22 protein-coding genes are annotated in these 26,698 nt (G+C 54.6%); 12 read left to right on the forward strand and 10 right to left on the reverse strand.

The window, feature by feature from the left end; translation table 11 throughout:
- The first annotated feature begins 2 nt into the window (after window positions 1–2).
- The 4 genes from pstC (at window position 3) to phoU (ending at window position 3,976) form a co-directional block, all read left to right on the forward strand.
- Window positions 3–968, forward strand: coding sequence for a phosphate ABC transporter permease subunit PstC (gene pstC, locus Poly59_RS24385; protein WP_146536683.1), 966 nt, complete (start codon window positions 3–5; stop codon window positions 966–968).
- Window positions 965–2,257, forward strand: coding sequence for a PstA family ABC transporter permease (locus Poly59_RS24390; RefSeq protein ID WP_146536684.1), 1,293 nt, complete (start codon window positions 965–967; stop codon window positions 2,255–2,257). Before pstC ends, Poly59_RS24390 begins: the two co-directional genes overlap by 4 nt.
- A gap of 32 nt (window positions 2,258–2,289) precedes the next feature.
- Window positions 2,290–3,153 (forward strand): phosphate ABC transporter ATP-binding protein PstB, encoded by an 864-nt coding sequence (gene pstB / locus Poly59_RS24395; RefSeq protein ID WP_146536685.1) that lies wholly within the window; start codon window positions 2,290–2,292, stop codon window positions 3,151–3,153.
- A 145-nt stretch (window positions 3,154–3,298) separates the two neighbouring features.
- Window positions 3,299–3,976: a phosphate signaling complex protein PhoU gene (phoU, locus tag Poly59_RS24400; protein ID WP_146536686.1), complete on the forward strand. Its 678-nt coding sequence runs from the start codon at window positions 3,299–3,301 to the stop codon at window positions 3,974–3,976.
- An 81-nt stretch (window positions 3,977–4,057) separates the two neighbouring features.
- Here phoU and Poly59_RS24405 read toward each other — a convergent pair whose 3' ends face one another.
- From Poly59_RS24405 to Poly59_RS24425, 5 genes are all read right to left on the reverse strand, one after another.
- Window positions 4,058–4,807, reverse strand: coding sequence for a CPBP family glutamic-type intramembrane protease (locus tag Poly59_RS24405; protein ID WP_186776487.1), 750 nt, complete (start codon window positions 4,805–4,807; stop codon window positions 4,058–4,060).
- 4 nt (window positions 4,808–4,811) lie between these two features.
- Window positions 4,812–5,675 (reverse strand): 1,4-dihydroxy-6-naphthoate synthase, encoded by an 864-nt coding sequence (locus Poly59_RS24410; RefSeq protein ID WP_146536688.1) that lies wholly within the window; start codon window positions 5,673–5,675, stop codon window positions 4,812–4,814.
- Window positions 5,672–6,358 (reverse strand): futalosine hydrolase, encoded by a 687-nt coding sequence (gene mqnB, locus Poly59_RS24415; protein ID WP_146536689.1) that lies wholly within the window; start codon window positions 6,356–6,358, stop codon window positions 5,672–5,674. Before mqnB ends, Poly59_RS24410 begins: the two co-directional genes overlap by 4 nt.
- Window positions 6,359–6,388: 30 nt before the next feature.
- Window positions 6,389–7,411, reverse strand: a complete 1,023-nt coding sequence (gene tsaD / locus Poly59_RS24420) for a tRNA (adenosine(37)-N6)-threonylcarbamoyltransferase complex transferase subunit TsaD (RefSeq protein WP_146536690.1) — start codon at window positions 7,409–7,411, stop codon at window positions 6,389–6,391.
- Between the two features lie 93 nt (window positions 7,412–7,504).
- Window positions 7,505–8,902 carry a UDP-glucose 6-dehydrogenase gene (locus Poly59_RS24425; RefSeq protein ID WP_146536691.1) on the reverse strand — a complete coding sequence of 466 codons (1,398 nt, stop codon included), beginning with the start codon at window positions 8,900–8,902 and terminating at the stop codon, window positions 7,505–7,507.
- Between the two features lie 299 nt (window positions 8,903–9,201).
- Here Poly59_RS24425 and Poly59_RS24430 point away from each other — a divergent pair, with 299 nt between their 5' ends.
- From Poly59_RS24430 to Poly59_RS24450, 5 genes are all read left to right on the forward strand, one after another.
- Window positions 9,202–9,693, forward strand: a complete 492-nt coding sequence (locus Poly59_RS24430; RefSeq protein WP_146536692.1) for a hypothetical protein — start codon at window positions 9,202–9,204, stop codon at window positions 9,691–9,693.
- 232 nt (window positions 9,694–9,925) lie between these two features.
- On the forward strand, window positions 9,926–11,029 hold the full coding sequence (locus Poly59_RS24435; protein WP_146536693.1) for a Gfo/Idh/MocA family protein: 1,104 nt from the start codon (window positions 9,926–9,928) through the stop codon (window positions 11,027–11,029).
- 71 nt (window positions 11,030–11,100) lie between these two features.
- On the forward strand, window positions 11,101–12,852 hold the full coding sequence (locus Poly59_RS24440) for a solute:sodium symporter family transporter (protein ID WP_146536694.1): 1,752 nt from the start codon (window positions 11,101–11,103) through the stop codon (window positions 12,850–12,852).
- A gap of 92 nt (window positions 12,853–12,944) precedes the next feature.
- Window positions 12,945–16,838 (forward strand): serine/threonine-protein kinase, encoded by a 3,894-nt coding sequence (locus tag Poly59_RS24445; protein ID WP_146536695.1) that lies wholly within the window; start codon window positions 12,945–12,947, stop codon window positions 16,836–16,838.
- A gap of 153 nt (window positions 16,839–16,991) precedes the next feature.
- The gene (locus tag Poly59_RS24450) at window positions 16,992–18,356 is read left to right on the forward strand and encodes an SMI1/KNR4 family protein (RefSeq protein WP_146536696.1); all 1,365 of its coding nucleotides are present in this window, start codon (window positions 16,992–16,994) and stop codon (window positions 18,354–18,356) included.
- Window positions 18,357–18,426: 70 nt separating this feature from the next.
- On the opposite strand, the gene Poly59_RS24455 is transcribed toward Poly59_RS24450, so the two are convergent.
- The gene (locus tag Poly59_RS24455; RefSeq protein WP_146536697.1) at window positions 18,427–18,885 is read right to left on the reverse strand and encodes an FHA domain-containing protein; all 459 of its coding nucleotides are present in this window, start codon (window positions 18,883–18,885) and stop codon (window positions 18,427–18,429) included.
- 139 nt (window positions 18,886–19,024) lie between these two features.
- Between Poly59_RS24455 and Poly59_RS24460 the strand changes: the two genes are divergently transcribed.
- From Poly59_RS24460 to Poly59_RS24470, 3 genes are all read left to right on the forward strand, one after another.
- Window positions 19,025–20,131 (forward strand): TIGR01212 family radical SAM protein, encoded by a 1,107-nt coding sequence (locus Poly59_RS24460; RefSeq protein WP_390621522.1) that lies wholly within the window; start codon window positions 19,025–19,027, stop codon window positions 20,129–20,131.
- 129 nt (window positions 20,132–20,260) lie between these two features.
- Window positions 20,261–20,758, forward strand: coding sequence for a hypothetical protein (locus Poly59_RS24465; protein WP_146536699.1), 498 nt, complete (start codon window positions 20,261–20,263; stop codon window positions 20,756–20,758).
- Complete coding sequence (locus Poly59_RS24470) at window positions 20,751–21,164, forward strand: hypothetical protein (RefSeq protein ID WP_246151906.1); 414 nt, start codon at window positions 20,751–20,753, stop codon at window positions 21,162–21,164. Before Poly59_RS24465 ends, Poly59_RS24470 begins: the two co-directional genes overlap by 8 nt.
- A gap of 16 nt (window positions 21,165–21,180) precedes the next feature.
- On the opposite strand, the gene Poly59_RS24475 is transcribed toward Poly59_RS24470, so the two are convergent.
- The 4 genes from Poly59_RS24475 to Poly59_RS24490 form a co-directional block, all read right to left on the reverse strand.
- Window positions 21,181–22,065 carry a serine aminopeptidase domain-containing protein gene (locus Poly59_RS24475; RefSeq protein WP_146536700.1) on the reverse strand — a complete coding sequence of 295 codons (885 nt, stop codon included), beginning with the start codon at window positions 22,063–22,065 and terminating at the stop codon, window positions 21,181–21,183.
- Window positions 22,062–24,794, reverse strand: coding sequence for an amino acid adenylation domain-containing protein (locus tag Poly59_RS24480; protein ID WP_146536701.1), 2,733 nt, complete (start codon window positions 24,792–24,794; stop codon window positions 22,062–22,064). The genes Poly59_RS24475 and Poly59_RS24480 overlap by 4 nt, the downstream gene beginning before the upstream one ends.
- Window positions 24,791–26,125: a diaminobutyrate--2-oxoglutarate transaminase gene (gene ectB, locus Poly59_RS24485; protein WP_146536916.1), complete on the reverse strand. Its 1,335-nt coding sequence runs from the start codon at window positions 26,123–26,125 to the stop codon at window positions 24,791–24,793. The genes Poly59_RS24480 and ectB overlap by 4 nt, the downstream gene beginning before the upstream one ends.
- Window positions 26,126–26,315: 190 nt before the next feature.
- Window positions 26,316–26,663, reverse strand: a complete 348-nt coding sequence (locus Poly59_RS24490) for a hypothetical protein (RefSeq protein WP_146536702.1) — start codon at window positions 26,661–26,663, stop codon at window positions 26,316–26,318.
- Window positions 26,664–26,698: the final 35 nt, after the last annotated feature.

A 26,698-nucleotide genomic window follows, 5' to 3' on the forward strand; every position in this document is an offset into this window, starting at 1 on the left:
CGATGTCGGCTCGTCAGAATACGCCGCTACCCGTAGCTCTGCAAAAACGCAATTTTCGTTCGACCGCGGCCAGCGAGTTCCGCGAGCGATGTGTGGTTGCATTTCTTGCGATGTGCGGACTGACGACGGTATTGATCACGGTCTGCATTGTGGGAATGCTGGTGAGCCAGAGCTGGAATTTCTTCCAAAGCGAGCATGTCTCGTTTGGTGAGTTCCTGACCGGCACCGAGTGGACGGCGTTGCAAAGCCAGGAACTCGAAAACGCCAAGTTCGGGATCTGGCCGCTGCTTAGCGGAACGCTTCGCGTCACCGTGATCGCGATGATCATCGCCCTGCCACTGGGCCTGATCACGGCGATCTACCTTTCGGAATTTGCCAGCTACCGAGTTCGCAGCATCCTGAAACCGACGCTCGAAATCATTGCGGGCATCCCAACGGTCGTACTGGGGTTCTTTGCGATCTTGGTGATCAGCCCATCGTTGCAATGGTTCACTGCTGGTGCGTTCGACACATTCAACGCGACCAGCGCAGGTATCGCTGTAGGCATCCTGTGCTTGCCGATGGTCACCAGTTTGTCCGAGGACGCGATGCGAGCAGTGCCGTCGGCGCTGCGAGACGCTGCGTACGGGCTTGGCAGCACGCCGTTCGAAACTGCGGTAAAAGTTGTGGTGCCAGCCGCCCTTTCGGGAATCATTTCGGCGTTCTTGCTGGCGTTCAGTCGAGCAATCGGTGAAACGATGGTCGTGGCACTCGCGGCCGGCACGCGAGCAACGGCAACGCTGGATCCTCGCGAGCAATCGCAAACGATGACGGGATTCATCGTTGAAATGATCAAGAGCGAAAACGAGTACGGGACCGTCCAATACTTCAGCCTCTATGCCGTCGCGATCACGTTGTTCGTGATCACGTTTGGAATGACGCTGCTTGGCCAACTGATCCGCCGTCGCTTCCAAGAGTCATATCAATGAGCGACATGCCAAACGCAGAAGAACGATCCGGCGACGCCCGTTCGCAACGCAAGTCAAAGCCCGCCGACCCGCTGCCTTCGGCATTGGTCGATCGCGACCAAGTTCAGGCACGCAGCAACGCACAGAAACGCAAGTCTTTCGATCGCATGTTTTTCTGGTTGTGCGTCGCGATCGCTTCGTTAAGCGTGGTCGTGTTGGTCGTGCTGTTGGTCTCGATCGGCTTCCAAGGCCAAAGTCGCTTGACCAGTGACTTGATCAACAATTCGCATAGCGAATTAGAACCGGCCAAGTCGGGAATGTGGCCGTCAATCATCGGATCGCTGTTGGTGTGCGGAATCTCGGGCCTTGTTGCTCTGCCACTGGGAATCGGCACTGCCATTTTCTTGGAAGAGTTCAAACCGGCGAATAAGCTGCTGCGAACGCTGCACGGTTTCATTCAGTTGAACATCGCCAATTTAGCGGGCGTCCCATCGATCGTATTCGGCCTGCTCGGGCTGACCGTGTTTGTTTACATGTTCAACGTGTTCGGACAAATCCAAGTCAACCGCCCAAGCGACTGGGAGCTGTTCGGCGTCAATCACTATTACCAAGTCCTGTCGCTTGAGCCCGGACAAACGATCCTGGTGCCCCAGCAAGATCAATCGCAAACCACCATCAAAATCAGCGAACCCATCGAAGGCATCGACAATGATGGCAACCCGTTCCAGATTGAAATCTGGGACCGAGCATCGGGCCCGAAACCGGCGGACCGCGAAACGCGTTTGAAAACAGTAAAGAAGGGCGCCGTCGGTGGTTCTTACTCCAAACGGTCCTGGTACTACTTTCGTCTTCCGTTCGGAAAGAGTTTCCTGGCGGCCGGGCTAACGCTGGGCTTGGTTATTTTGCCCGTCATCATCATCGCGACGCAAGAATCGCTGCGTGCGGTTTCTCCATCGCTTCGTGAAGCCTCGCTGGGACTTGGCGCCACCCAGTGGCAGACCACTCGCAATATCAGCCTGCCGGCGGCGCTGCCGGGAATATTAACCGGGGCAATCCTAGCGCTCGGACGCGCGATCGGCGAAGCCGCGCCCGTTTTGGTCGTGCTTGGCGCGGCGATTGCCAAGAACCGAGGCCCCGAAAACCTGATGGATTCGGTCGTGACGATGCCAGTTCTGATTTTCAACTGGGCTGGCCGCCCTCAAGACGTGTATCAACAATTGGCTGCGGCTGCCATCATCGTGTTGCTTGTCGTTCTGCTAGCACTAAACTCAGTAGCAATCTACGTTCGCCATAAAGTCCAATCGCGGTAACTGAAATTTTTACGCCTTCCAGCAACGCTTCTATGACCGCTGACCCATCGCCCACGAACGTCGAATCGACAATCGCCGATTCAACGGTAAAGCAGGATCCGCTGCCTAACCGTGCGTCCAATCCTGCGCCCAAGCCGGATTCGCAGACGCTGATCAAGATTGAAAATTTCGACGCCTATTATGGTGATTTCCAAGCAATCCATTCGCTCGACATCCAGATCCCACAAAACAAGGTCACCGCATTCATCGGGCCAAGCGGATGCGGGAAAAGCACCTTGCTACGGTGGATCAACCGGATGAATGACACGGTCCCATCGGCACACGCCAATGGGACACTGCGAATGGGCGACCTCGATATTCTGGCGTCAACGACGGACGCCGTTTCTTTGCGGCGTCAAGTTGGAATCGTCTTTCAAAAACCCAACCCGTTCCCTAAGTCGATCTACGACAACGTTGCCTTCGGACCGCGACTGCACATGCGACTGACGAAGTCCGAACTGGACGAATTGGTGGAATGGTCGCTGCAAAAAGCTGCCGTTTGGGAAGAAGTCAAAGATCGCTTAAAAAAACCTGCACTCGGCTTGTCCGGCGGCCAACAACAACGCTTGTGCATTGCCCGTGCGATCGCCGTCGGTCCAAAAGTCCTGTTGATGGATGAACCTTGCAGTGCCCTGGATCCATCGAGCACGCTTGCGATCGAAGACCTAATGGATGAGCTTCGCGACCAATACACGATCGTGATTGTCACCCACAATATGCAACAAGCATCCCGGTGCAGCGACAAAACGGCGTTTTTCTTCGAAGGCCGACTCGTCGAATTCGGCGAAACCGAGCAGGTGTTCACGCTGCCCAAAAAACAACAAACCGAAGACTACGTTAGCGGCCGTTTCGGATAAGCCACACGTTGCTTCGACATCGCGACGTTGTTTCATCGCCGTGACGCCAGAAACAAACTTGCGCCAATGTGGTTTATAAAGCGGCGAGACTCAGTCGGTCCCGATCCGCATCATTTATTCTCTTTTAAACGTACAGCCACCAAGTATGACCAAGCATCTCGAACGCGAATTGGAAACACTACGCAGTAAGTTGGTCGCCCAATTCGGCATCGTTGAACAGATGATTCAATTGGCGGTACGCTCGCTGGTCGAGCGGCGAACCGACTTGGCCGACCGTGTGATTCAGTCCGACGACGAAGTCGACCAAGCCGACATCCAAATCGAAGAAGAATGCCTAAAATTGCTAGCCCTGCATCAACCGGTCGCCACCGACATGCGATGGTTGATCTGCGTGGTGAAGGTCAATGGTGAACTTGAACGTATGGCAGACTTAGCATGCAACATGGCCGAGCGAGCCAAATCGCTAGACCTTTTCCCGCTCTTCCCCGTTCCCGAGGAATTGACCGAAATGGTGGTGACTACCAACAAAATGGTCAAAATTTCGCTCGATGCTTTCATCGAACGTGATCCAGTCAAAGCGAACGAAGCGATCCAACTTGACGATCTTATCGATACCATGAACCGTGTCGTAATCGACCAATTACACGAAACGATGCGTTCCGATCCGGACTTGATCGAACCAGCCGTTCACTGCTTCAGTGCGTCTCGTCACCTGGAACGAATCGCCGACTTGGCCGAGAACATCTCCGAAGACGTGATCTACATGGTCACAGGCGAAATCGTCCGTCACAAACACGGGTCGACATCCCAACCACCGAACTAGACCCGTCTGCGGCTCAAGTCTTGGGAACAGTCCGTATCGAAAATCAAGTTACGGTAAAAAACTCACTCGCTGTTCCGTCTTCTAGACAAAAAACCAAAGCGACATTGGCGTGCCATCCCCGCTAGTGAAGTGATCGTTCAACATCATGGTCGCGACCAAAATTGATGCGTTCGTAGCGGCATGGACGGCAATCAGTGCGAACAAGTCTTTGCGATAATAGAACCACAGGTTGGTGGTCACCGCCCAAGGCAGCATGACCCACGCTTCCCACAACTGGTGAGTCGCCAAAAAGACCGCCACCACGACCAGAAAACTTCGCCATGTGAACCGAGCCACCGGAACTTTTCGATAATCCGATTCGTCGCCGTTTGGATCCAACACATCCGCGAACCGCATCAAAAAACTACGCATGAAAATCTCTTCCATCCATGGCGTTACAATCGCGTAGCCCAGCATCCGAATGGCCATGACTAGCGGAACCAACGAGGCACCGGCCATCAGTGGATTCATTTCCGTCGCGTCAAATTCAGGCTGCAGGTTCGGAAACAAGATGAACGGAGCCATCCACATCGCGGCCAGCCCAACGCCAAGCAAGATATCCACCGCCGTCATCGCCGTCACGTGAAAACGCAGCTCGGGATACTCGCCCCGTCGCCAAAAGTAAATCAGCAAGCCAAGCGGAACCGCAACTCTCACCGCCAACATTGCTGCGGCACCTGCTTCGCCAACTCGCGCAGAAATTTCGATCAACAACAAAAACGCCATGATCGGCGTCACATAAGGCCAGTAAGATTCGCTTGGCTGACGTTGCGGTTGAGCGGATTCCGTCATTGACTCACTTTCCGTTTTCACACGACCAAACTTCGATCGCAGGCGCGGCATCCGCGACTAGCCCGATCGACCGAGCCATTTCCGATAGCCGCCCAAGCGACGCGCGGCCGATATCGCCCAAATCGATCGTCCAATCATTGACGTAAAGCTGGACGTGCTGCATCAACACGTCGTCATTGAATTCTTGTGCGTGCTTGCGCATCGTTGGCATCGCGGTGACCGGATCCGCCATCGCCACTTCAAGCGACTGACGAATAACCGATTGGACCTTGGCGATCGTTTCATCACCAAGACTACGATTGGCAACGATCCCGCCAAGCGGCAGCGGAGACTGCGTGGCCTGTTCCCATCGCGTCCCCAGGTCTTCGACCAAAAACAAGCCTTCGCTTTCCCAAGTGAATCGCCCTTCGTGAATGCAGACCCCAAAATCAGCATCATGATTCGCTAACCGTGGCATGATGTCCGAAAACACACATTGCTCGGTGCGAGTAGTGTTCGGATAGAACAGCGAAAACAGCAACGTCGCCGTCGTATGACGCCCCGGGCACAGAGTTACAAGTTGCGGTGATGCCGGTGTCGGAACTTGATTCTCGGTGGCCGCTAACAACAGCGGCCCCACACCGAAACCTAGCGCCGATCCGCTGGGCAAAACGACTGTTTTGTCGGTCATCAACAGTGCGGCGTGAAAGCTTGCTTTGGCGACATCAAAATCACCTGCAAACAATCGATCATTCAGTTGCTGAATGTCGATCAATTCAGTTTCAAAATTCAGACCCTGCCAATCAACACGGCGATCCATCAGCGCAGCAAACGCGAACGTATCATTCGGACAAGTCGAAATCCCAAGTCGAATCGGAGTCTTGTTCATGTTTCCGTTGGATTCCAAGTGCGGTGGATCAATGTTGCTGCAAGCGTTGCCGCCGACGCCAGTGCATCGTCGATTCGCCAATTCGAATGATCGCGGTCACCCACAACATTGGACAACCCGCGAACGATCTGCAGTGAGACGCCCGCCAGCGAACAGGCAGTCGCAACACCAAAACCTTCCATGTCTTCAGCAACTGCGCCGGGATAAAACGTGCGGCGACGACCGGCATCTTGCAAGTTCGCCGAAGCCGCCGGGCAGGTCAACAGTTTACCAGCACAGGGCACACCTGGAACAAAGGTTGAAACCAACGGCAACACGTCGCCAATGATCGGACGAGTCCCATCGGCACCAAACTGATGCCACCCCAGCGATTCTGCGGATTGAAAATCGTCGCCTGATCCGACTCCGATGCCATCACAAATGACCTCATCAAACCGGCAGCTCGTCCCAACTGGATACTGTCGCTGATCGAATGTCCCAGCAATCCCAATCAACAGCACTCGGTCGGGTTGGTAGCGGGCAATCAACGCCGCCGTCCGTGCGGCCGCAGCAATCGGCCCAAACCCGCACAACTGGAACGCGCAGGGCTCGATCGAATGGGAGTGGTCCGCAAGACTTGCACTTAGCACCGGACGCAAACGCTGCATCTCGATCGACGTAGGTACAAGAATAAGATCAGTCACGGACGAAAACTCTTTGAGAAAATGAAAACGTTAGAAACCGCGTTGCAGTCCGGGCGTGATATCCAAGTCCAGATCGGCAAACTGCCCACGTTTGATTTTCTCCATCGCGATCGCCCCCATCACCGCATTATCCGTACACAAATCCATTGGCGCGATCACCAGCGAGTATCCTTTCTTGTCAGCACTGAGCGTCAACTGATCTCGCAAATATCCATTCCTCGCGACACCGCCGCCGACAACTAACCGCCGAACACCGAATTGTTTAACGGCTCGGCTGCACTTGGCCACCAACACGTCCACCACCGCCGCTTCGAACGAAGCACACAAGTCGGCTTTCGCCGAGTCGGACATTTCTATTTTCGAAAAGTCTTGTTGCCCCGGGCCAACGATGGCGTAACGCACGGCCGTTTTCAATCCGCTGAAACTAAAATTGAAGTGCTTCTCGTGGATCATCGAACGGGGAAATGCATGAGCCGTTCGATTTCCAGACTGAGCCAGTTTTGATACTGCCGGTCCGCCTGGGAACCCCAAACTTAGCATCGCTCCGACCTTGTCAAACGCTTCGCCGGCTGCATCGTCGATCGTGCCGCCGAGGTATTCGAGATCTAGCGGACTGTCGAGTCGATACAGCGACGTATGCCCGCCGCTAACGACCAATCCAATGCAGGGGTAAATCGGCTTGTCACACGCCAATTGGCAGGCATACAAGTGCGCGTGCAAATGGTTGATCGAAACCAATGGTTTCTGCCAAGCCATCGCCAACGTTTTTGCAGCAACCACGCCCACCAGCAACGAACCGGCCAATCCCGGTCGATCGGCAACCGCAATCGCCGTCAAATCATCAGGACTGATACCGGCTTGGCGAATCGCCGTATCGATGACCGGCAAAATACGTTCTAAGTGCGCCCGAGCTGCGACTTCCGGAACCACACCATTGAACTTTTCGTGCAACTCTTCCTGCGTCGCAACGCAATCACCCATCACGGAACCGTCGTCACCGATCACAGCCGCAGCAGTTTCATCGCAGGTCGATTCGATGGTCAAAATCGGCATTGGCGATGAACCATGGGCAGCAGTTTACAGGAAACGAAACGAAAATCTTTACGGGCGAGCGAATCCAAAGGCAAGGTCGTCGAAACACGAAACCTAGACCGTAGCCGATTTTCCGATCGCATGAATCTCGAAACCGAGCAACGCAAGTTTTTTGTGATCCAGCAGGTTTCGGCCGTCAAACACGAACGCCGGTTGCTGCATTGATTGATAAATTTTTGTGAAGTCGAATTCTTTGAATTCGTCCCACTCTGTCATCACTACAATCGCATGCGAAGAATCCGCAGCCGACATGCCGTCCTTCTCGATCGTCACATTTGTTTCGATCAACTTCAAATCCGATTCGCAGATCTGTCCTTGCAAGTCCGAACAAGCCGTGACCAGATCAGCACGAATTTGTTTCTCAGAAACTCGCGGATCATAGATCGACAACCTCGCTCTTTCGCGAAGCAAGTCGCGACAAATGTACATCGCCGCTGACTCACGCGTATCGTTGGTGTCCTTCTTGAACGCGAATCCCCAAACTGCAATCTTTTTATCACTGACGGTGTTAAACATGGTCCGTACGATTCGTTCCGAGAACCGTCTTTTTTGGTAGTCGTTCATGCTGACGACTTGTTCCCAATACGCGGCGACTTCTCGCAAGCCAAAGTGCTCGCACAGGTAAACCAAATTCAAAATATCTTTTTGAAAGCAACTGCCTCCGAACCCGACGGATGACTTCAAGAACTTGGGGCCAATGCGCGAGTCAGTGCCGATCGCTCGCGCCACCTCGTCAACGTCTGCACCAGTCGCTTCGCAAAGTGCCGAGATCGCGTTGATCGACGACACGCGTTGGGCCAGAAATGCGTTGGCGGTTAATTTCGAAAGCTCACTGCTCCACAAATTCGTTGTCAGAATTCGATCGCGTGAAATCCAAGTCGCATAGATGTTCGCAAGCGCTGCGATCGCGACCGGCGACTCGCCGCCGATCAGAACCCGATCGGGCGACAACAAATCTTCGACGGCAGTTCCTTCGGCCAAGAATTCGGGGTTCGAAAGGACGTCGAACGTGGCACCATTCTCGGCACTCGAAAGAATGCGTTTGACCGCTTCAGCCGTGCGGACCGGCAGCGTCGATTTTTCGACCACGATCTTGTGACCGGTCGCCACTCGAGCGATCTGACGAGCGCACTTTTCGATGAACTCTAGGTTGGCTGCTCGGCCTGCACCGATGCCAAACGTTTTCGTTGGCGTGTTGACCGAAATGAAGATGATGTCGGCCGCTGCGATTGCTTCGTCGACTCGGGTTGAAAAAGTCAGATTTCGCGATCGAGCCTCGGCAACCACTTCGTCGAGCCCCGGTTCATAGATCGGCAACTTGTCCGAGTTCCAAGCATCGATGCGTGCCTGATTCAAATCGACGACATGCACGTCGATGTCCGGGCATTGTTTGGCGATCATGGCCATTGTGGGGCCGCCAACGTAACCAGCGCCAATACAGCAGATTTTCATAAGACCAACGAGACAAGTACGAGCGAGAAAGAAGGCTGCTATCCCTCGGCGGTGCGGCACGAGGGCTGAATCGAACAAGGATAATAGCCCAACATCGCGAGATTGAATCGAGGGGGGGAGAAAGCGACGTCAAATTTTCGAAAACCTCCCGTCAGTCTGCGCAATCGTTGTCATCGACGCATCAGGCACATCCAGCGTGTTCCGGCAAATTTAACTTCTTCCGAATCGGAGGCTCCGTCGTGCCGATCCAAACGGATGAAACTCTGCCGATTCTCTTCTCTCTGTCGAGCCCTCCTTCGATGAAACGATTTTCGATCACCATGCACTTGTCCGCAAAATTAGGACTGCCGGTCCTGATTGCCAGCGTGACGGTGGGCTGCGGCAGTGACCCTGATACGTTGGGCACCCTTCGCGAAATCGTCAGCCAGACTTCCCACAGCACAAAGTCCGGCAACTTCGGCTCAGATCGGGACACGGTAGCCAGCGGCGCCGATGTTCGGAAATTCACTGCACCCTATCCCGATCGACAGGACGCATTCGCATACCCCGGGCAATCGCCGGAAGCCAATGTTGCCGTTGTGTCAGCAACATCGGTGGCTGAATTCAAGGTTCTGGGATTCGCAAATGTTGGTGAGCCACGGGTTTTTTTAAAGTCGAAGTCGGCGACAAAATCAGTGGCTGTGGGCGAAAAATTCGACGGAGTCCATGTGCTGGAAATCAATCCACCGCGTGTTGAGTTACAGATGGGAACGCTGGTTTGGACCGCGACGATGTTCGATAACTCTCGATAGGCTTGGCAACCGGAAAACTTCGCCATACTTGACATGACATCGCAGCGTAGCCACCCAGCCGAAAAAGATTACCCGAGCGGTGGCTTTAATGCGGCTTAAGTCGCAATTCTAGCGAACTGCCCAGCACTTTCTCGCGAAATCTCTGCTATCGTGTGCGACGCTGGTTTGAGCTCACCCGAGCGTCAAATCAAGGCGTTTACAGCATGTCGATTGCAATCAGAGTTAGGTTGGGATGAGCGAGTCAATTTGTCGGTGGGGTTTCTTGGGTAGTGCCGCGATCTCGCGAAAAGTCTGGAAAGCGATTCGGTACAGCGGCAACGGCCGAGTCGCCGCGGTGGCTAGTCGTTCAGCCGTTCGTGCCCAAGCCTATATCGACACCTGCTCGGCCGAAGTTCCTCAGACCGGCCCGGTGACGGCGTTCGAGTCCTACGAGGCTCTGATCGCTCGCGACGATATCGATGCGGTCTACATTCCGCTGCCGACGGGGCTTCGCAAACCATGGGTCATCGCCGCAGCCAAGGCCGGCAAGCACGTCCTTTGCGAAAAGCCGGCGGCCGTTCACGCTGATGACGTCCGAGAAATGATTGACGCCTGCCAATCCGCGGGCGTTCAGTTCATGGACGGAGTCATGTTCGACCACAGTGCGCGAATGAACGAACTGCACCGCCAACTGCGTGACGAATCGCCCATCGGAACCGTTCGCCGGATCCAAAGTCACTTTTCGTTCCCCGGTGACAACTCGTTCCAAAAATCCAACATCCGCACCGACGCCGGTCTGGAACCGCACGGTGCGCTTGGAGACTTGGGCTGGTATTGCATCCGGCTGACGCTGCGTGCCACCAACTTGGAAATGCCAACGTCGGTACGTGGCCAAACTTTGACCGCTTTAAAAGGCGCCGATTCGGACGGAGAGGTGCCGGGCGAGTTCACGGGCGAAATGAAGTTCAGCAGCGGGTTAACGTCATCGTTCTATTGCTCGTTTCTGTCGTCGAACCAGCAAACAGCCACGATATCGGGCGATCAAGGCTATATCCAACTGAACGACTTTGTGCTTCCGTTTTACAGCGGCGAGTCGAGCTGGACCAAGAACCATCACGTGCTGGAAATCGACAATTGTCGGTGGAACTTTTCACAACACGCCGAGCGCAAAAGTGTCGCCGAGTTTGCATCGGGCGAACGCAACTCTCAAGAAGTCAACATGGTTCGGCGATTCGCAGAAGCAGTGCTGTCGAAAACAATCGATCCCATGTTTCCCGAGCTGACGTTAAAAACACAGACGATCCTGGACGGCTGCCGACGAAGCGATGCGGGCGGCGGCAACTGGATCGACCTCTAACAAGCTTTTCGCATTTGAATCAGCTCGCCTGATATTCGGATCCCACTTACCCACTCTCTCGAGCGCCACCGATGCTTACCCTTGTCTCCTTCATCTTCTTTACCGCCCTGGTCGGCGTGCTGACTTATCTATTGGTTCGTGGAAAAGAAAGTGAGTCGAGCGATGGTTACTTCCTCGCCGGTCGTTCGCTGACGGCCGGTGTGATCGCGGGATCGTTGCTACTAACGAATCTTTCGACCGAGCAGTTGGTCGGTCTCAACGGTGCAGCGTTCGGTGACGGATTGGCGGTGATGGCTTGGGAAGTCGTCGCCGGGTTGTCGTTGGTTTTAATGGCAATCTACTTTTTGCCTCGCTACTTGGCTCGCGGTATCACGACCATTCCGCAATTCCTTGCCGGGCGATTCAACGACACGACCGAGTCGATCACCAACGCGATTTTCATTCTCGCCTACGCTGCGATTCTGTTGCCGATCATCTTGTACACCGGTGCACGTGGATTGAGCGGCATTTTGGATCTGCATGAACTCACTGGCATCCAAGACGATCGAACGATTCTGTGGATCGTGGTTTGGATGATCGGCATCATCGGTTCGATCTACGCCATTTTTGGCGGTCTTCGAACGGTCGCGATCAGCGACACGCTGAACGGCTTCGGATTGTTGGTCGGCGGCGTGCTGATCGCCTACCTGGGCCTAAACTGGGTCGGCGACGGGAACGCGATGGAAGGCTGGTCGACGATGCGAGATGCCGAACCGGAACGTTTCAATTCGCTAGGCGGCCCCGAGTCATCGGTGCCTTGGCCAACTTTGTTTACCGGCGTGTTGCTGTTGAACATGTTTTACTGGACCACGAACCAACAAATCATCCAGCGGACGTTCGCAGCCAAGTCGCTCGCTGAAGGACAAAAGGGCGTTTTGTTGGCCGCCGGGATCAAGATTTTTGCACCGCTGATTTTGGTGCTGCCTGGCATGATGGCCTTCCATCTGGACAGCCGCGGTCAATTGTTTGACGACGAACGCGTGGCCATCATGCAAACCGAAGCGTCGGCGGAATTGGAAGCGATGGAGCCAGACGCAAGGGCCGCTGCAATCGCTGACCTTGGCGATGGGGCAAGCGAAGAAAACTGGATCAACAAGACGGTTCAAAGCAAAAAGAAAGACAAGGCTTACGGCACTCTCGTTCGCCAGGTCTTGCCGTGGCAATTGACAGGCTTCTTTGCCGCCGTGATGGTCGGTGCCATTCTCAGCTCGTTCAACTCAGCACTCAACGCAACGGCGACCCTGTTCAGTCTAGGCATCTATCAACGTTACCTTCGCCCCGATGCCGATGAAAAAGCAGTCGTTGGCAGCGGCCGAATCTTTGGTACCGTGATCGCGATCGTGGCCATGTTTGTCGGTCCCATGTTGGCGGGCCAAGACAGCATTTTCGGTTATCTGCAAAAGATGAACGGGCTGTACTTCATTCCGATATTCGCCGTCGTGCTCGTCGGAATGCTAGACCGGCGCGTGCCAGCCTGGATCGCCAACGTTTCGTTGGTCCTAGGTTTTTCTGCGATTGCCCTCGGATATTTCGTATTTGACGAAGCGATGACCAGCCTGAATATTCACGAGTTTCACTTTCTGGGCATCGTATTCGTCGCCTTGGTGATTCTGATGGAAATCGTTGCGATGACGAATCCGCGTGTGATTCCCGAAGGTGGTGCACCGGACGAAGATGAATCAAAATCGCCGATTCCAATGGAACGATGGGCTCTGGCTCGCCCCGTTGGTGCCCTTTTGGTGGTCGCGGTTTTGCTAATTTACGGGTATTTCGCCACAAGCTAGGGGGGCTTGGCATCTATAATCGGTGATCGATTCAATCCCACGGCACCGAGTCAGTGGGGTAGGCCGCCAATAAATCTTGCGTATCTTCCACCATGTCTGATTTTTTCCGAAGCGACGACGACACGCCGCTTCGACGGCAGGGCGAAAAAGAAACTCACGGCGACACCCACCGTGATCCTCCGCCATGGAAGGAAGGCGATACTCTGGGCGAATTCGTGCTGGAGCAGTTACTCGGCAGCGGCAGCAGCGGATTCGTCTACCGCGTATTCGATAAGAAAACGCGACGCCAAATCGCGTTAAAGATTCTGCGAACGGGCGATTCGGATGCGTTGATGCGAAACCGATTGGGGTTCCGGCGCATGATGCAAATCGAACATCCCAATCTTTTGTATGTCGACCGAATTTACAAAATCGGCGACTACACTGCGCTTGCGATGGATCTGGTCAGTGGCGTCACATTCAACATCGCCGTTCGTGGGCTAAGCACACTACCGCGCGACGAAGCGTTCCAGCAACTGCTGACCTGGATGCGTGATTTTTCGTCGGGACTAGCCGCGATGCATGGGGCGGGACTGACCCACCGCGACATCAAGCCGCAAAACCTAATGGTCGACGACCAAGGACGCGGCCGGGTGATTGATTACGGACTAGTCGATACCTTCAGTCTTGAACATTCCGAGGCCGAGTTTGGCAACGTAATCTTAGGGACGCCACACTACTTGGCCCCCGAAGTCATTTGCCGGCAACTCTATCTGCCGGCTGGTGACATTTTTGCACTCGGTATCGTGATGATCGAAGCGATGCAGTATGTCGCCTTGAACAATCTGCAAACCGATAATGCCAGCGGACGCGCGGACACGCTCGCATTCTTGCATGTCGATGGCCCCGGCGTCGAACGCAACCAAACTCTGCAGATCGACGCTGAACTGATTCTGACGGCGCTTGATAGTTTGTCGGAACACGTCCCTCAAGTCATCGGTGACGCCTGCCGCCAAATGCTCGATCGCGATGCCGCGGAACGTCCAACCGCATTGCGATTATCCCGGCTAGGAGCGCCGCCGAAAAGTCCGCCGATGCCCAGCGACAACACCATGGTCGGCCGCGCGGCACAGTTGGCGGAAATTCATCACTGGGCAGATTCGGTATTTGCGGGCAAGGTGTCACGACTAAACATCACCGGTCCATCGGGCATCGGCAAGACGCGTCTACTCGAGGAAGCGATTGCGTACATCGAATCCAAAAGGTGGGGGCAAGTCTTCCGCGGACGATGTCGGCTACGCGAAGATTCAGCACTGCAATCGTTCGAACAGATTTGTGATGCCATCGCCAATCGTTATCGGCAAGGCGACCGCGATCGATTGAAAATGGACCCAGTCAGCTTTGAAGTGTTGTCGAGCATCTTTCCCGTGCTTGAAAACGTGATGGAAAACTGTTTAGAGATGCCGCCGGTATCTGCCGAAACACCGCGTTTGGTTTCGATGGAAGCTGCGATTCGATTGAGCAAACAAATCCGTGAAATTGGACCGCTGTTCATCATCATCGACGATGCCCAGTGGGCTGACCAAGACTCGTTGGTGACGATCGATGGATTGCAAACGGGCGGAGGCGATACAGGATTGGGAATCATTACGGTGTCGCGGTCGACGGTCGATCGACAACAGACGCCGGCCGATGTTTCGATCGCACTGGGGCCCATCCCCACACGGTTTTTGGTTGATCACTTGGCCGCAACAGCCACGCGTTGGGGTATCCCGATATCCGAAGACGCACTTTCAAAACTTGCTGATTCAACCGGCGGCAGCGCATTCCGATTGCAAGAACTAGCCAACGAGTTCCGGCCGGGCGGTGTGCTATCGCAAATTGATTTCGATGATGTTTCCGATCACGCCGTAACGGACATCGCCGGTATCGATCGGCTCTGGCAACGGCGTCTGGAACGACTAAGCGAGCACGCCAAGCAGGTCTTACTGTTCGTGGTGACGGCTGGTGGCATGGTTTCGACTTCACAACTGGGGGAATTGACCGGCCAAGGCGAAGACGTCGATGCTGCGGTGTCAGAATTGTCAAACCTGCGGTTGATCATCGACGAGGCTACCGGCGGAGAATGCATTTCGATCTTTCACGATCGATTTGCCGACCAATGCATCGCAACGCTTGACCCAAAGGACAAACAGAAAGCCAATGCCGCCTGGGCATCATTGCTGGTACGCCAAGACCGCCCCGAAAGTCTGGCAGCTCGGATCGCCGGGCACTGGTTCGCAGCCGGTCAGCCGGGGCGTGCTGTATCGCATGCCATCCTAGCCGCCGAAGACGCCGAACGACGTGTTGCCAATACAGAGGCCGCTCGTTGGCACGCACAGGCGACACCACATTTGACCGGTGCTGAAAAAATACACCATACTCGTCAAGCTGCGCGTTGCTATCACGCAGCTGACCGTACATTAGAAGCCGCACAGCAGTATCAGTTGCTCGCAAGCTTGGTTGACGAAGACGAACGTTTCGATTTTGAAGTCTTGGCGACCGTCATGCTGCTGCAATGTGGGCAATACCAGTTGGTTGCCAGCACTTTGAATGCGTTTGCAAAAAAGCTTGGCTTGCCTCGCCCCAAACCACAGTGGCTGGCACGACTATCGATTGTCGCTCGCGTGATCCGTTTGAAGATGCAGCGACGTTCATTGATTGACCTCATTCGATCGTCACCTACGTCGTCGCCCACATCATCGGTAACCGACCGTGACGCGCAATCCGCCGCGTCTGCTACCAACTTCACCGAGTTCGATTCACCCCAACCAACGACGGTTCCCCCATCGCCCGAAGAAACGAACCCAAAGCTCAGACAAAAAATCGACTTGTGCGTTGCGCTCGAACGTCCGATGTCGCTGTTCAACAATCTCTACGCTACCGAACTGAATCTCACCAGCGCAATGCTGGTTCGAAAACATGGCACGTTTGAACAACGAGTGATCTCGGCAGTCGGTGAATCTGTTTTTGGTTCTTATGAATCTGGCCGCAACCGCGCCGAAGGCCTAGCGAATCTCATTGCGTTAGTGTCAATCGCGAATGAACGAGGAATCCCGAAACCAATCGGCGACGTGTGGGCAGGACTGACGTACTCGCACTTCATGGCTTGCCGATGGGATCAGATGGAAACTCCGTTGGCATCCTGTGTTGAAAACTACCGCAGAACAGAGCTGTCGCCTAACTTCGAGATCTTGCATGTGCAGTGGACAGGTTTGTGGGCCAATTGGCATCAGGGACGCTGGGACCGAATGACATCGTCAAGCGACGAAATGTTCGAAACAGCAGTGCGTCGAAACGACGGTTTTGGAAAGCAAATCACATTGACAGGGTTGGCCGGAAACGCGTGGTTGGTGCGCGACCACGATTCCGAGCTGAACCATCTTCGCAACCAATTGGACCAGTCAGACGGCCCAGGCCCTGACGAAATGCTTAATCTGTTCGATCGCTTAGGACGCATCTACAGCGTCATCTATCGAGGTGATGACAAGCTCGCATGTGAACTACACGAGGATCTGCAGTTGCAAACCAGCCGATTGCCGTTTTCGAAAATCCAGTGTTTTCGAATCGCTTGCCAATCGCTCGGCGCATTGATTGGGCTGCATTGCCACACAAAAAATCCCACACCCGATGGGGTCAAACGGATACGGCGTGAAACATCAAAGCTGCGGTCCGAAGGTATCCCTTTTTCCTGCCTATTGGCAAATTTCTATGACGGGATGCTGCAGTGGAATCTGGCACGCCAATCAGGCAATTCATCGGACACCGAAGCGGCGGTGGCGTGGCTGACGCGAGCCCAGGCAGAGGCCGAGGAGGCCCGGGTCAGACCGATTCAGCTTGCCGCTGCCGATACGCTTGCTGAAATCGCGACGGGCACCCCGTCGCAGTCGCTGCGAAACCGCATGATTGCACGCGGAGTGGTTGCCCCCAACAAATTAGCCCGGCTTTACACCATCGTTCCAGAATAGGGCTTCCGACCACCGAAATTCACAACCCTATTGCCGTTAGCGTTTCAGCTTCGGTAGCCTGGGCGATCACGGATCGACGTCCACTGCGAATGCCTTGCCCTGCGATCCGGGCGCCACTTCTCTTCGACCTCTCCTCGCTTTACCCGTTTTACGTTGACTGACCCAGCAAATCCGGCCGCTCAATCGAATGCAAAGGCATGGTCCGATCGCATCGCCGACCGGTATGCATGTGCCCTGTCGCCAGCGCTGGCCGATTGGTTTGACTCGGAAATTTGGGCCCAGACAGGCATCCACGAATACTGCGATCCGGTCTCGCCGGCGACGTTGCTCGACGAGACGCCCGACGTGATCTGGCCCGGGCTGATGAACGCCAATTTGGTCCCGCTGATTGCCAATATGGCGGGCGATTGGTTGTGCGGCCGAATCGATCCCGACAACCGGATTGGCCAAATCGTCCAGTGGTACCACGGTGGTGGCGACTGGATCATTTGGGGTAACGACCTGCCCGAAGCAATCGCGTTCGATGCCTTGGTGTCACGGCTTCCCGGACAACGACGAAGGCATGCGATTCCGGCAGATGACTTTTTTGCCAACTCAACTGCAAGCTCAACAGCGGGATCAACTGCCAGTGAAAACACGGGGCCGCTGGTGCAGTGGGCTAGCCGTCATCTTCCCGATGCGATCCAAAAACTAGTGAACTCACCTGAGTCGTCAAAGCTCGATGATGCGAATCGAGTTGCCAATCAGCTGATCGAACATGGGATCGCCGAAGTCACAGTTCGTTGTGAATTGGTGCAAGACGCGTTACAGCTTTCGACCTTGGCCTTGCTTGAACGTGACGTGTTGCTTGATCTTGAAATCGATCCGGGTTCGATCGCGCAGTGGGCATTCGACCATGACACCATTCCTGAACGTCATCGCGACGCAATCGTGACGGCACTAAAGTCTCGCGACCTTGCCGATGGATTTGTTCAGCAATGGGACGTCGCCGAAACACATGCAGAAGTCGTCACGCGAATTGCGCCCGATACGGCGTGGGGATGGGATATCGCTGGCTACGCGGCGCTTCGTCGTGGTGATCGCGAGCTCGCAAAGCGACGTTTTCTATCAGGCATCGATTGCTCCTGTTTCTCCGATCAATCGATTCGACTTGAAACTCATTGGACTTCACAAGACGCCAGTAAGTTTTCGGCTGCGATGTTGGCAAAGGCGTTCCCTGAAACGTTGAAAGAATCGGAGTACCTGCGATGCCTATGCATCCCTAATTTGATCGAGCGAAGTGACAGCGTCAGCGAGCATTGGCGAGGGCTAGCAGAGGCTGCGACATCATCGGGACGAAACCGCGATGCCCATGACCACTTGGTTGCTGCCGGATGGGACATCGGAATGCGGCCAATCACCGCGTTCGGCGAATTGATTCAGCGGATCGGCGATACGGCCGATCGATCCGGGCAAAAAGCACGTGCCGCGACAGCAAGGATTCATCGCGCGTGCTTGAAAGATCGATACGGTGCGTGAAGTGAAACTCGGTTCCCTCGCGCACCGAACATTCGGGATTAGCCGCTAAAGACCACCAGCGGCATCGTTGCTATTTGCGTTTTCCGTCGGGCTTGCCGCCTTTGCCATCGTCGCGACGACTCAAACCGGCACGGTCCATCAACGAGCTTCGCATCAATTCGTCCATGTAGTCGTCATCAGCCGGCGGTGGACCATAGGCTCCCAACTTCTGTGGCTCGTATTCGACGATATAATGATGTTTCGCAATCGACAATTTGCAGTTCGGATCCAATCGCTTCCGAAGCGCCGGTCGATCGTCCACCTTGATGCCGTTGCGGCTATTGAGGTCCTTGACAAACCAATAGCCGTGTTCCAACGTTAGCCGACAATGTTGAGTCGATACGTTGGGAAACTTCAATTGGATATCGGCTTCGCCACGACGACCAATCAGTAACCGATCCTTCACTAGCGGAATCGGATCGCCGCCGCCGATCGGCGTCAATTGGCCGTAGGCGCCAGCGTAATCGAGTACTTGTTCTTCAAATGACACAGTAAATTCCCATTCGTGGAAACATGACGCGGAATGAATGAAGTTAAAATTCCGTCAGTACGGAATGCGATTTTACCCTCGGGGAAGCAACTTCGCTCCTCCTAATCCGCCACCACCCCCCCGTTTGGTCGTTTTTCCAGTGAATCGAGACTCCGATTCTGACGCCTCGAAGTCCTGTAACGATCAGGCTTGGATTGCCGAAGGACTGCCAATCAACGCGTTCGGTAAAGCCCTGCGTCGCCGATTTGGTGGTCGCGTCCAACGTGTCAGCATTGATGCGGGATTCACATGCCCGAACGTCGACGGAGCCGTCACGCGGGGCGGATGCAATTTTTGCGACAATCGATCATTCAGCCCGTCCCGGCGAGTTCGACTGAAACAGGTCCACGACCAACTCACCGGCGGGATCATCACGGTCCGCAAGCGGTACAACAAAGTCGCCGGGTTTATCGCGTATTTCCAGCCTGCCACCAACACCTACGCGCCGGTTGAACAGCTACGTGAAGTTTACGAGTTAGCGCTCAGCCTCAACGACTCACCGGATTTTCACGACGAAGTGGTAGGACTTGCGATCGGGACGCGACCGGATTGTCTGCCCGAGTCGGTGTTGTCGTTGATCGAAGAACTTGCCCAGCGGACCTATGTTTCGCTGGAATACGGTATGCAAACGATCCACGACGCGGGATTGGTTTGGATGAATCGGGCTCACACCCACGCCGACATGGTCAACGCGATCGACCGCAGCCGAGGCCGTGGGTTTGAGATGTGCGGTCACGTGATCCTGGGGATTCCCGGTGAAACGCACGAAATGATGATGCAAACCGCTGCCGAAATCGGACGCCTTGGTTTCGATGCAATCAAACTGCACAATCTTTACGCCGTCCACGGCACGCCGCTTGGGGATCAAGTCTTGGCCGGCGAAGTTCGGATGATGGAACGCGAAATCTACTTACAAACGGTCGTCGATTTTCTTGAACGCATTCCGCCTGATGTAGTGGTCGAGCGGATCAGCGGCGACGCTCCGTCCGACTTTCTGATCGAGCCAAAATGGTGCCTCGAAAAATCTTCTTTACGCAGCGACGTCGAAGCCGAACTCGCTCGCCGTGGAACTCGCCAGGGCAGCCACTTTGTGCCTCCGGCGCAGCCACCAGCAGATCGCCCCGTTCCGGAGGACAAGACACCGGATTCGATCCGGGCTAAAATCGAGACGCGAGGCCGCTTGCCAGTACTTAAGATGGAATCGTAAACGGATTGGCGTCGGTCGCGGGTGCAAGCTTACGACCGAGCAAGCTTACGACCGAGCAAGGTTGCTACCGAGCGAGGTTGCTACCGAACAGTCGCTCAGTATTTGATCGCATAGGATTTGACCTCACTCATGGCACGCGTCGGTATCGTTTTTGGATTGCTCCTTTGTGGCCTCTCGGCACTTGGGATGTCGGCTACCGTGGTCAAAGATCCCGTTCAATTCCTGCCACTGATGCTTGGCATTCCCATCCTGTTTGGTGGGGTGGTTGCGTTGAATCCTCACCGTCGTCGGATTGCGATGCAGTCCGCCACTGCGATTGGACTAGTTGGAATATTGATTGGATCAGCTCAGGCGGCAAACCTTGGTTTCCAATGGTCCGATGGTGAAACCGTTAGCGACATCAGCTGGAAATTGATCGCCACGATGACTTGGCTTTGCGCAACGTTCGTCATCATTTGTTTGATCGTGCTCGTTCGCGAACATCGTCGACGACAAACCTCGATCATCAGCAAGTCGTCGCCAGGCGGCGAGTCGTCTCAATCGATGGTCTGCCTGCCACCAAATTCAGAAACCTTGTCGATTCAATCCGAACCGAATCGGTCGAGCACTGGGCAAGACGTTGCCTGAACATAAGCCCGCCTCAGATCCGTTGCTGCTGGACAAGCTCGTACAAGCGTTCGCCAATGAGGATCCGCTACGCGATCGCGTTCTGCAGGTTTTGAAGGCAATCCCCGCAAACGTCCAGAAAGATTTCATCGATGATCCGCGATTCAGCATCATCAAACTGAACTTCCATCGCGGCACAGGATCTAAACTCTACATGGCACTGCCGTTACCCGATGGATCTAGCAGCCGGTGTGTCGCGTTGAAGCCGCGACTATCCGAATGCGCCGAACCATTCGGGTTGTACGTCATCGCTCACGAACTGGCCCACGCCTTTCTAAGAAACGGACCTTGGGGTGACATCACCGACCCCGAAGACGCAGCCGACGCCATGGCAGCCGACTGGGGGTTTCCCCGTCCATTGTTTTAGTTCGCGTTCATGTTGGTCAGGCACCAGTCGGGACTTCGGTTGAATCCATGGTCTTTGTTGGCGTCGCGACTGCAATCGACTGCACTCGATTGACGATATGGTTGACCAATACTGCTCGGTCTTCGGCCAGGATTGCGACGTGGTCCATGGCAGCAAAGTAATGACTCGACACGTACGGTTCGCCGGCGAGTTCTGGAAACATTTCGGTGAACTGTCCGGCATAATTGAAGTATTCACCGACTCCGCCAGTGTAGACAAAATGCATTTGCACTTTGCGACGAGCCAACTGCTTCAGTTCTTGAACCGATTGATCACGTGAAGGGAATTCACGGACGTCCGTACCGGGTTGCAGTGAACTTGAAATCTCGTTGTCGTCCACACCGATTCGTTTTACCAGCTTCATCCATTTGCTAGGTCGCAGAATCCGTGGCAACGTATGACCGATAAACCGATGAACGTGAAATCCTGGCGTGCGATAGCCACAACCGTCCATCGCAATCACGCCAACCACGCGTTCATCAGATAACGCCGCATGAACCGAATCGTCTGCACCGCTGCACAAACCAAACAACACGACTTGTCGCGATTTTGTATGTTTCAAAATCCAGTCAATCGCTTGAGCAATCTCGTTTGCGGCACGGTCAATCGATCTGCCTGTTACACCGACGCCAAGACTCTCGCCAATTCCCGATAAATCGAATCGCAACGACGGAATACCGATCGTCGACAATTCGTTTGCTAAATCAACGTGCAATCGAAACGGGCCGCTGTGATGCAACATACCCGGTGTAACCATCACCACAGCAACGCCAGACATTGACTCGGCATCTGCGTTCTTCCAAACACCGAGCAGGTGCTCGTACTTCCCAAACACGATCGCTTGTTGGTCTGGCATGTTCATTGTGCTCGCTCCGGCCGACCGAATTGATTTAAAATCGCACGAAAACTTTCTGGCGAAGAAAATGCGCTCTCGGTGTAGCGAGATTCATCCCACGCTGCGACGTCCGCAGTTTGAATCACATAACGTTGGTCTCGTACTTGTCGTGCCAACCACTGCGCCGCCTCTTCCGAAGTGTCCCAGTGATCGGTCAACACGGTCGTGTACTTTTCATCCAGACTTGATGCCTGATCCAAACAAAGCCCAGACAAGCTGACACGTTTTTCGGAACTCATTCGTTGCCCATAGCACTGATCAATCGGCCCAGCCTCGCGAACAACGTTGAATCGGGACAGCGACGTCAGCGCCTCGTGATGGAATCGATCCACCGTTTCCAAAAACCGCTGCCCACTGACCACAGGATCCCAAAGAACAACCCGATCAAACGTTTCCGGATCCACTGTCGCAGCGATCGTCGCACCGATTCGCAATCCGATTGCCGAGACGTTCTCGATCCCGGTTCGGGTAACCAAAAAGTTCTTGGCGTCCACCAAGTTTTGACGCATCAAGTCGGCGGTTAGTTTTTCGCAGTCGCCTTCGGAATTTCCTGTCGACGCGTAATCGAACCTCAAGACTTCATGCCCCGCCTTGCACAACTGGATCGCCAGTTGCTGCAAATTCCGGTGCCCGCGAGCGTACTCATGACCGATCGAATGGCACATCACAATCGCTCGTCCCGTCGAACCGGCCCCAATCGATTTCGACCGAGGCGAATAGCGAACCGCGTATAGTCGATCAGCGCCGCTGACAAAATAGTCGGCATCCACCATCGGCAACTGATTTCGGAAGACCCGAATGTCTTCGTCACTGTCCTGTGACGATTGATTCGGACCACAACCACTCGTGAGTTGTTCCAAATGACGGGCGGATGCAGCGATGGTTGGATTGGCGAAGAAGTCGCGAACGGGCAACTCGACGTTCCGTTCGGTTGTCAAACGAGCCACCACCTGGGTGACTAGCAATGAACTGCCGCCAAGCAAAAAGAAGTCATCGTGAATGCCGATCTCGGGGACGTTCAACACGTCCTGCCACAACTCGACCAAGTAACGTTCGACATCGCTGCGTGGCGCCACGTAAGCGTCGTCTCGGGGCACCACACCCTCGCTAGGCGATGGCAATTGCGGGCGGTCAATTTTTCCGTTAATCGTTTTCGGAAAGGATTTGATAAACACGTACCGCGTCGGGACCATGTAGGCTGGCAACTTTTGCCGCAGAAAGTTTGCGATATCGCGTGCTGAGTCTTCTTTGCGATGGTTCGCCTGTTCAACGGCAACGTAAGCGACCAAGTACTTTTTCCCGTCGACTTCGTCATAGCTGACCAACGACTCGAGAACTCGTTCGTGTTCATTTACGACTGCCTCGATTTCCGCTGGTTCGATTCGGTACGATCCTAATTTGATTTGATGATCCATCCGACCGCCAAAATCAATGTTCCCATCCGGCAACCAGCGGGCCACGTCACCGGTTCGATACAATCGGCGCGAATGGCCATTGATGTCCGTTTCAATGAACGCGGCCTCGGTCAGGTCAGGCCGATTGTGGTATCCCAACGCTAATGCCGGTCCCGCCAGAAACAGTTGTCCCGTTTCACCTTCACCAAGCACTTTGCGGTCTTTGTCCAAAATGAACGCCTCGTAACGCTTCATCGGTTTGCCGATCGGCATGTTGGCGGCGTCGAACTGATCGTTGGGGATGAACACAGTTGCGCTAACGGTGGCTTCGGTTGGCCCGTAAGCATTGCACCAAAGCACCGGGTGATCACACAGATGCTGCCAACGCCGATAGTGCTGTACCGATACCTTTTCGCCGGTCACGATCATCAGCCGAATCGATGCGGGAACTTTGGCACCGGTAGCCACCATCAGGTCAACCCACTGGTGCCAGTACGCGGTGGCCAAGTGAATCGCAGTCACATCAAAGCGATCAACCAATGACGAAAGTTCATTGCGATCGTTCGCTCGTTCACGCGGGCGGACCACGACACAACCACCGGTCAACAGTGGCGGAAAGATCTCTTCGATTGCGATGTCAAAGTTCAATGTCGAAAACTGTAACGTTCGATCGTCGGGACTGATTTGATAACACTCGATGTCGGCAAAGCAATAGGTCGCCAGCGCCGAGTGCTGGATCTCGACACCTTTTGGCTTCCCCGTCGATCCAGACGTGTACATGATGTACGCCAAATCGTCCGGCGATATTGAAGGGAACAACAGATCGGTTTCGCTGACCGCATCACTCGCAACGAATGCCGAATCGCAATTGATCCACTGGCAAAGCGAAGCTTCATCACCAACAAGCTTCTTACCGATCGGTTCTTCGTAGTGAGGATGCCCCAGAATCGTCGCGATCGCAGCATCGCTGACCATGTAACGAAGCCGATCTACGGGGTATTCGGGATCGAGTGGAACGAAAATGGCACCAAGCTTCATGACCGCGATCATCGCCGCGATCGCTTCGGGGGAACGGTCAACGCACATGCCGACGCATTGCCGTGGCCCAATACCGGTCAAACGCAGCCGCATCGCAATTGCGTTGGCCATCGCATCAAGTTGCGAGTAAGTCCACTGGCCGTCTTCGGAAACAATCGCAGTTCGATCCGGCGTTTGCGTCCATTGACGCATCCACAGGATCGGAAACGCAATCAGTTCTTCGGCCACGACTGCGTCATCGGTTTCGTATCGGCCAGCCATCATTGTCCGGTTGCACCCGCCGAAAAGGATGCCATGAACGCAGGCGACGCCTGACCTGCACTGAGATCCAGCACCACTGCCTGTGGTCGTTCCGCTGCGGCGGCATCGATCGCCGAGCCTAAAATCTGCAGTCCTTCGATAAGCAATGGAACTTCGATTGTCAGAGCGGGCAATAATTTCAGCACCTGATCGTCGGCGCCAGCACCTTCAATCAACAGACCGTTTGCGAAACAATGGCGAATCACTTTGCCTGCAAACTCACCTTGCTGCACATCCAGTCCCCAGATCAGTCCGCGACCGCGACGCTGGAACCCCAGACTCGCGTGCTGATCACAGACCTTCGCCAGCCAAGCCTGCACAATCTCGCTGCGTTCCTGGATTTGCGACTCAAAAGTGGGATCGGCCCAATGCTGAAGCACCGCAGCGGCTGCAACGAACGCCAAGTTGTTTCCGCGAAACGTTCCGGTGTGTTCACCGGGACGCCACGTGTCTCGATCACGACGGATCAGCACCAACGACATCGGCAAACCGCCACCGATCGATTTGGACAAGCAAACCACGTCCGGCTTGATGCCTGAAGCCTCGAAACTAAAGAATGCACCGGTGCGACCGTTGCCGACTTGAATGTCATCAATGATCAGCATGATTTGATGTTTGTGACAAATGCCTGCGATCCGTTTTAGCCACGCTTCGCTGGCCACGTTGATTCCGCCTTCGCCTTGAACGGTTTCCAAGATCACTGCCGCCGGCAGCGGCAATCCGCTGCTGCCATCCGACAGCATTTTGGCAAACAGCTCCGACGTATCGGTATCCCCCATGTATCCGTCAAAGGGCAAGTGAGTCACGTTGTTTCGTGCCCCATAAAATTCGCTATGAAAGTACCGGTTTCCCGTTAGCGCGAGCGACCCGAGCGAGTGGCCGTGGTAGGCGTTAGTGAACGCTATGACGTGGGAACGCTGAGTCTGTTTGCGAGCAAGTTTAATCGCTGCTTCAACCGCATTGGTACCGGTTGGCCCTGTGAACTGAACGAGATAGTCGAGATTGCGCGGTTGCAGAATCAATCGCTCGAACGATTTCAAAAAATTGACTTTCGCCGTTGTTACCGTATCAAGCGAATGTTGAATCCCGTTGCGCGAGATGTAGTCCAACAAAGCTTGCTTAGCACCAGGATGATTGTGACCATAATTCAGAGCTCCGGCACCGCAAAAAAAGTCAATGAAGCGCTTGCCATTGGCATCGAAAAGCTGTGAACCAATCGCGGTGTCAAAAACAGTGGGAAACAAACGCGAATAGCCGCGAACGTTCGATTCGATGTGCTCGATGGGATTCGTCATCATGTGTCCTCGGGGAAATTCCCCCTGTCATTCTAAAATAGATAGCCTCTCTTGAAGTTAGATTCCAATTGGCGGCAGTCATAAATATCGACGACACCATCGTGAATGTCACCGCGGCTGCTGCGCAGCATGACGGTTGCAACGAATGTAAGACGCTTGGTCGCAAAATCGGCACCTAGCCTATCGACAATTAGGCTTGAAAGTCGATGTGTTCCAGCGGTGGATCGGTTGGTGTCGAAGTCGCCTGTGACTTCGCAGCGACTGCGGCGGCATCGGAATCACTGTCGTCGTCGGCGGGTTGCTCTTCGTCGGATTGCCGCTGGAACGAATCCAACATTTGGCGACCATCGCCGCCACGATCGCCGATCGGATCCCCTTTGCTAAGCGCATTCACTTCGCTGCCTTTTCCGGCCGAGTTATCGGCCGCAGACTGCTTTTGGGCGGCATCCGACGCCAGCTTATCGCTGTCACCTCCCTTGGCTGCCGCCAGCGAAGTTCCCGCGACTTGCGACGCGGCAGAAGTTGGTTGAATGTTCACTTTCAATGGCCTCCGACAATTATCATCAGTCAAAT

It is taken from the genome of Rubripirellula reticaptiva, from assembly GCF_007860175.1.
Taxonomy (GTDB): Bacteria; Planctomycetota; Planctomycetia; order Pirellulales; family Pirellulaceae; genus Rubripirellula; species Rubripirellula reticaptiva.

Coding starts and splice junctions, on each gene's coding strand:
- pstC (WP_146536683.1), top strand. CDS start 3: ATGTCGGCTCGTCAGAATACGCCGCTACCCGTAGCTCTGCAAAAACGC.
- Poly59_RS24390 (WP_146536684.1), top strand. CDS start 965: ATGAGCGACATGCCAAACGCAGAAGAACGATCCGGCGACGCCCGTTCG.
- pstB (WP_146536685.1), top strand. CDS start 2,290: ATGACCGCTGACCCATCGCCCACGAACGTCGAATCGACAATCGCCGAT.
- phoU (WP_146536686.1), top strand. CDS start 3,299: ATGACCAAGCATCTCGAACGCGAATTGGAAACACTACGCAGTAAGTTG.
- Poly59_RS24405 (WP_186776487.1), bottom strand. CDS start 4,807: ATGACGGAATCCGCTCAACCGCAACGTCAGCCAAGCGAATCTTACTGG.
- Poly59_RS24410 (WP_146536688.1), bottom strand. CDS start 5,675: ATGAACAAGACTCCGATTCGACTTGGGATTTCGACTTGTCCGAATGAT.
- tsaD (WP_146536690.1), bottom strand. CDS start 7,411: ATGCCGATTTTGACCATCGAATCGACCTGCGATGAAACTGCTGCGGCT.
- Poly59_RS24425 (WP_146536691.1), bottom strand. CDS start 8,902: ATGAAAATCTGCTGTATTGGCGCTGGTTACGTTGGCGGCCCCACAATG.
- Poly59_RS24430 (WP_146536692.1), top strand. CDS start 9,202: ATGAAACGATTTTCGATCACCATGCACTTGTCCGCAAAATTAGGACTG.
- Poly59_RS24435 (WP_146536693.1), top strand. CDS start 9,926: ATGAGCGAGTCAATTTGTCGGTGGGGTTTCTTGGGTAGTGCCGCGATC.
- Poly59_RS24440 (WP_146536694.1), top strand. CDS start 11,101: ATGCTTACCCTTGTCTCCTTCATCTTCTTTACCGCCCTGGTCGGCGTG.
- Poly59_RS24445 (WP_146536695.1), top strand. CDS start 12,945: ATGTCTGATTTTTTCCGAAGCGACGACGACACGCCGCTTCGACGGCAG.
- Poly59_RS24465 (WP_146536699.1), top strand. CDS start 20,261: ATGGCACGCGTCGGTATCGTTTTTGGATTGCTCCTTTGTGGCCTCTCG.
- Poly59_RS24475 (WP_146536700.1), bottom strand. CDS start 22,065: ATGAACATGCCAGACCAACAAGCGATCGTGTTTGGGAAGTACGAGCAC.
- Poly59_RS24480 (WP_146536701.1), bottom strand. CDS start 24,794: ATGATGGCTGGCCGATACGAAACCGATGACGCAGTCGTGGCCGAAGAA.
- ectB (WP_146536916.1), bottom strand. CDS start 26,125: ATGACGAATCCCATCGAGCACATCGAATCGAACGTTCGCGGCTATTCG.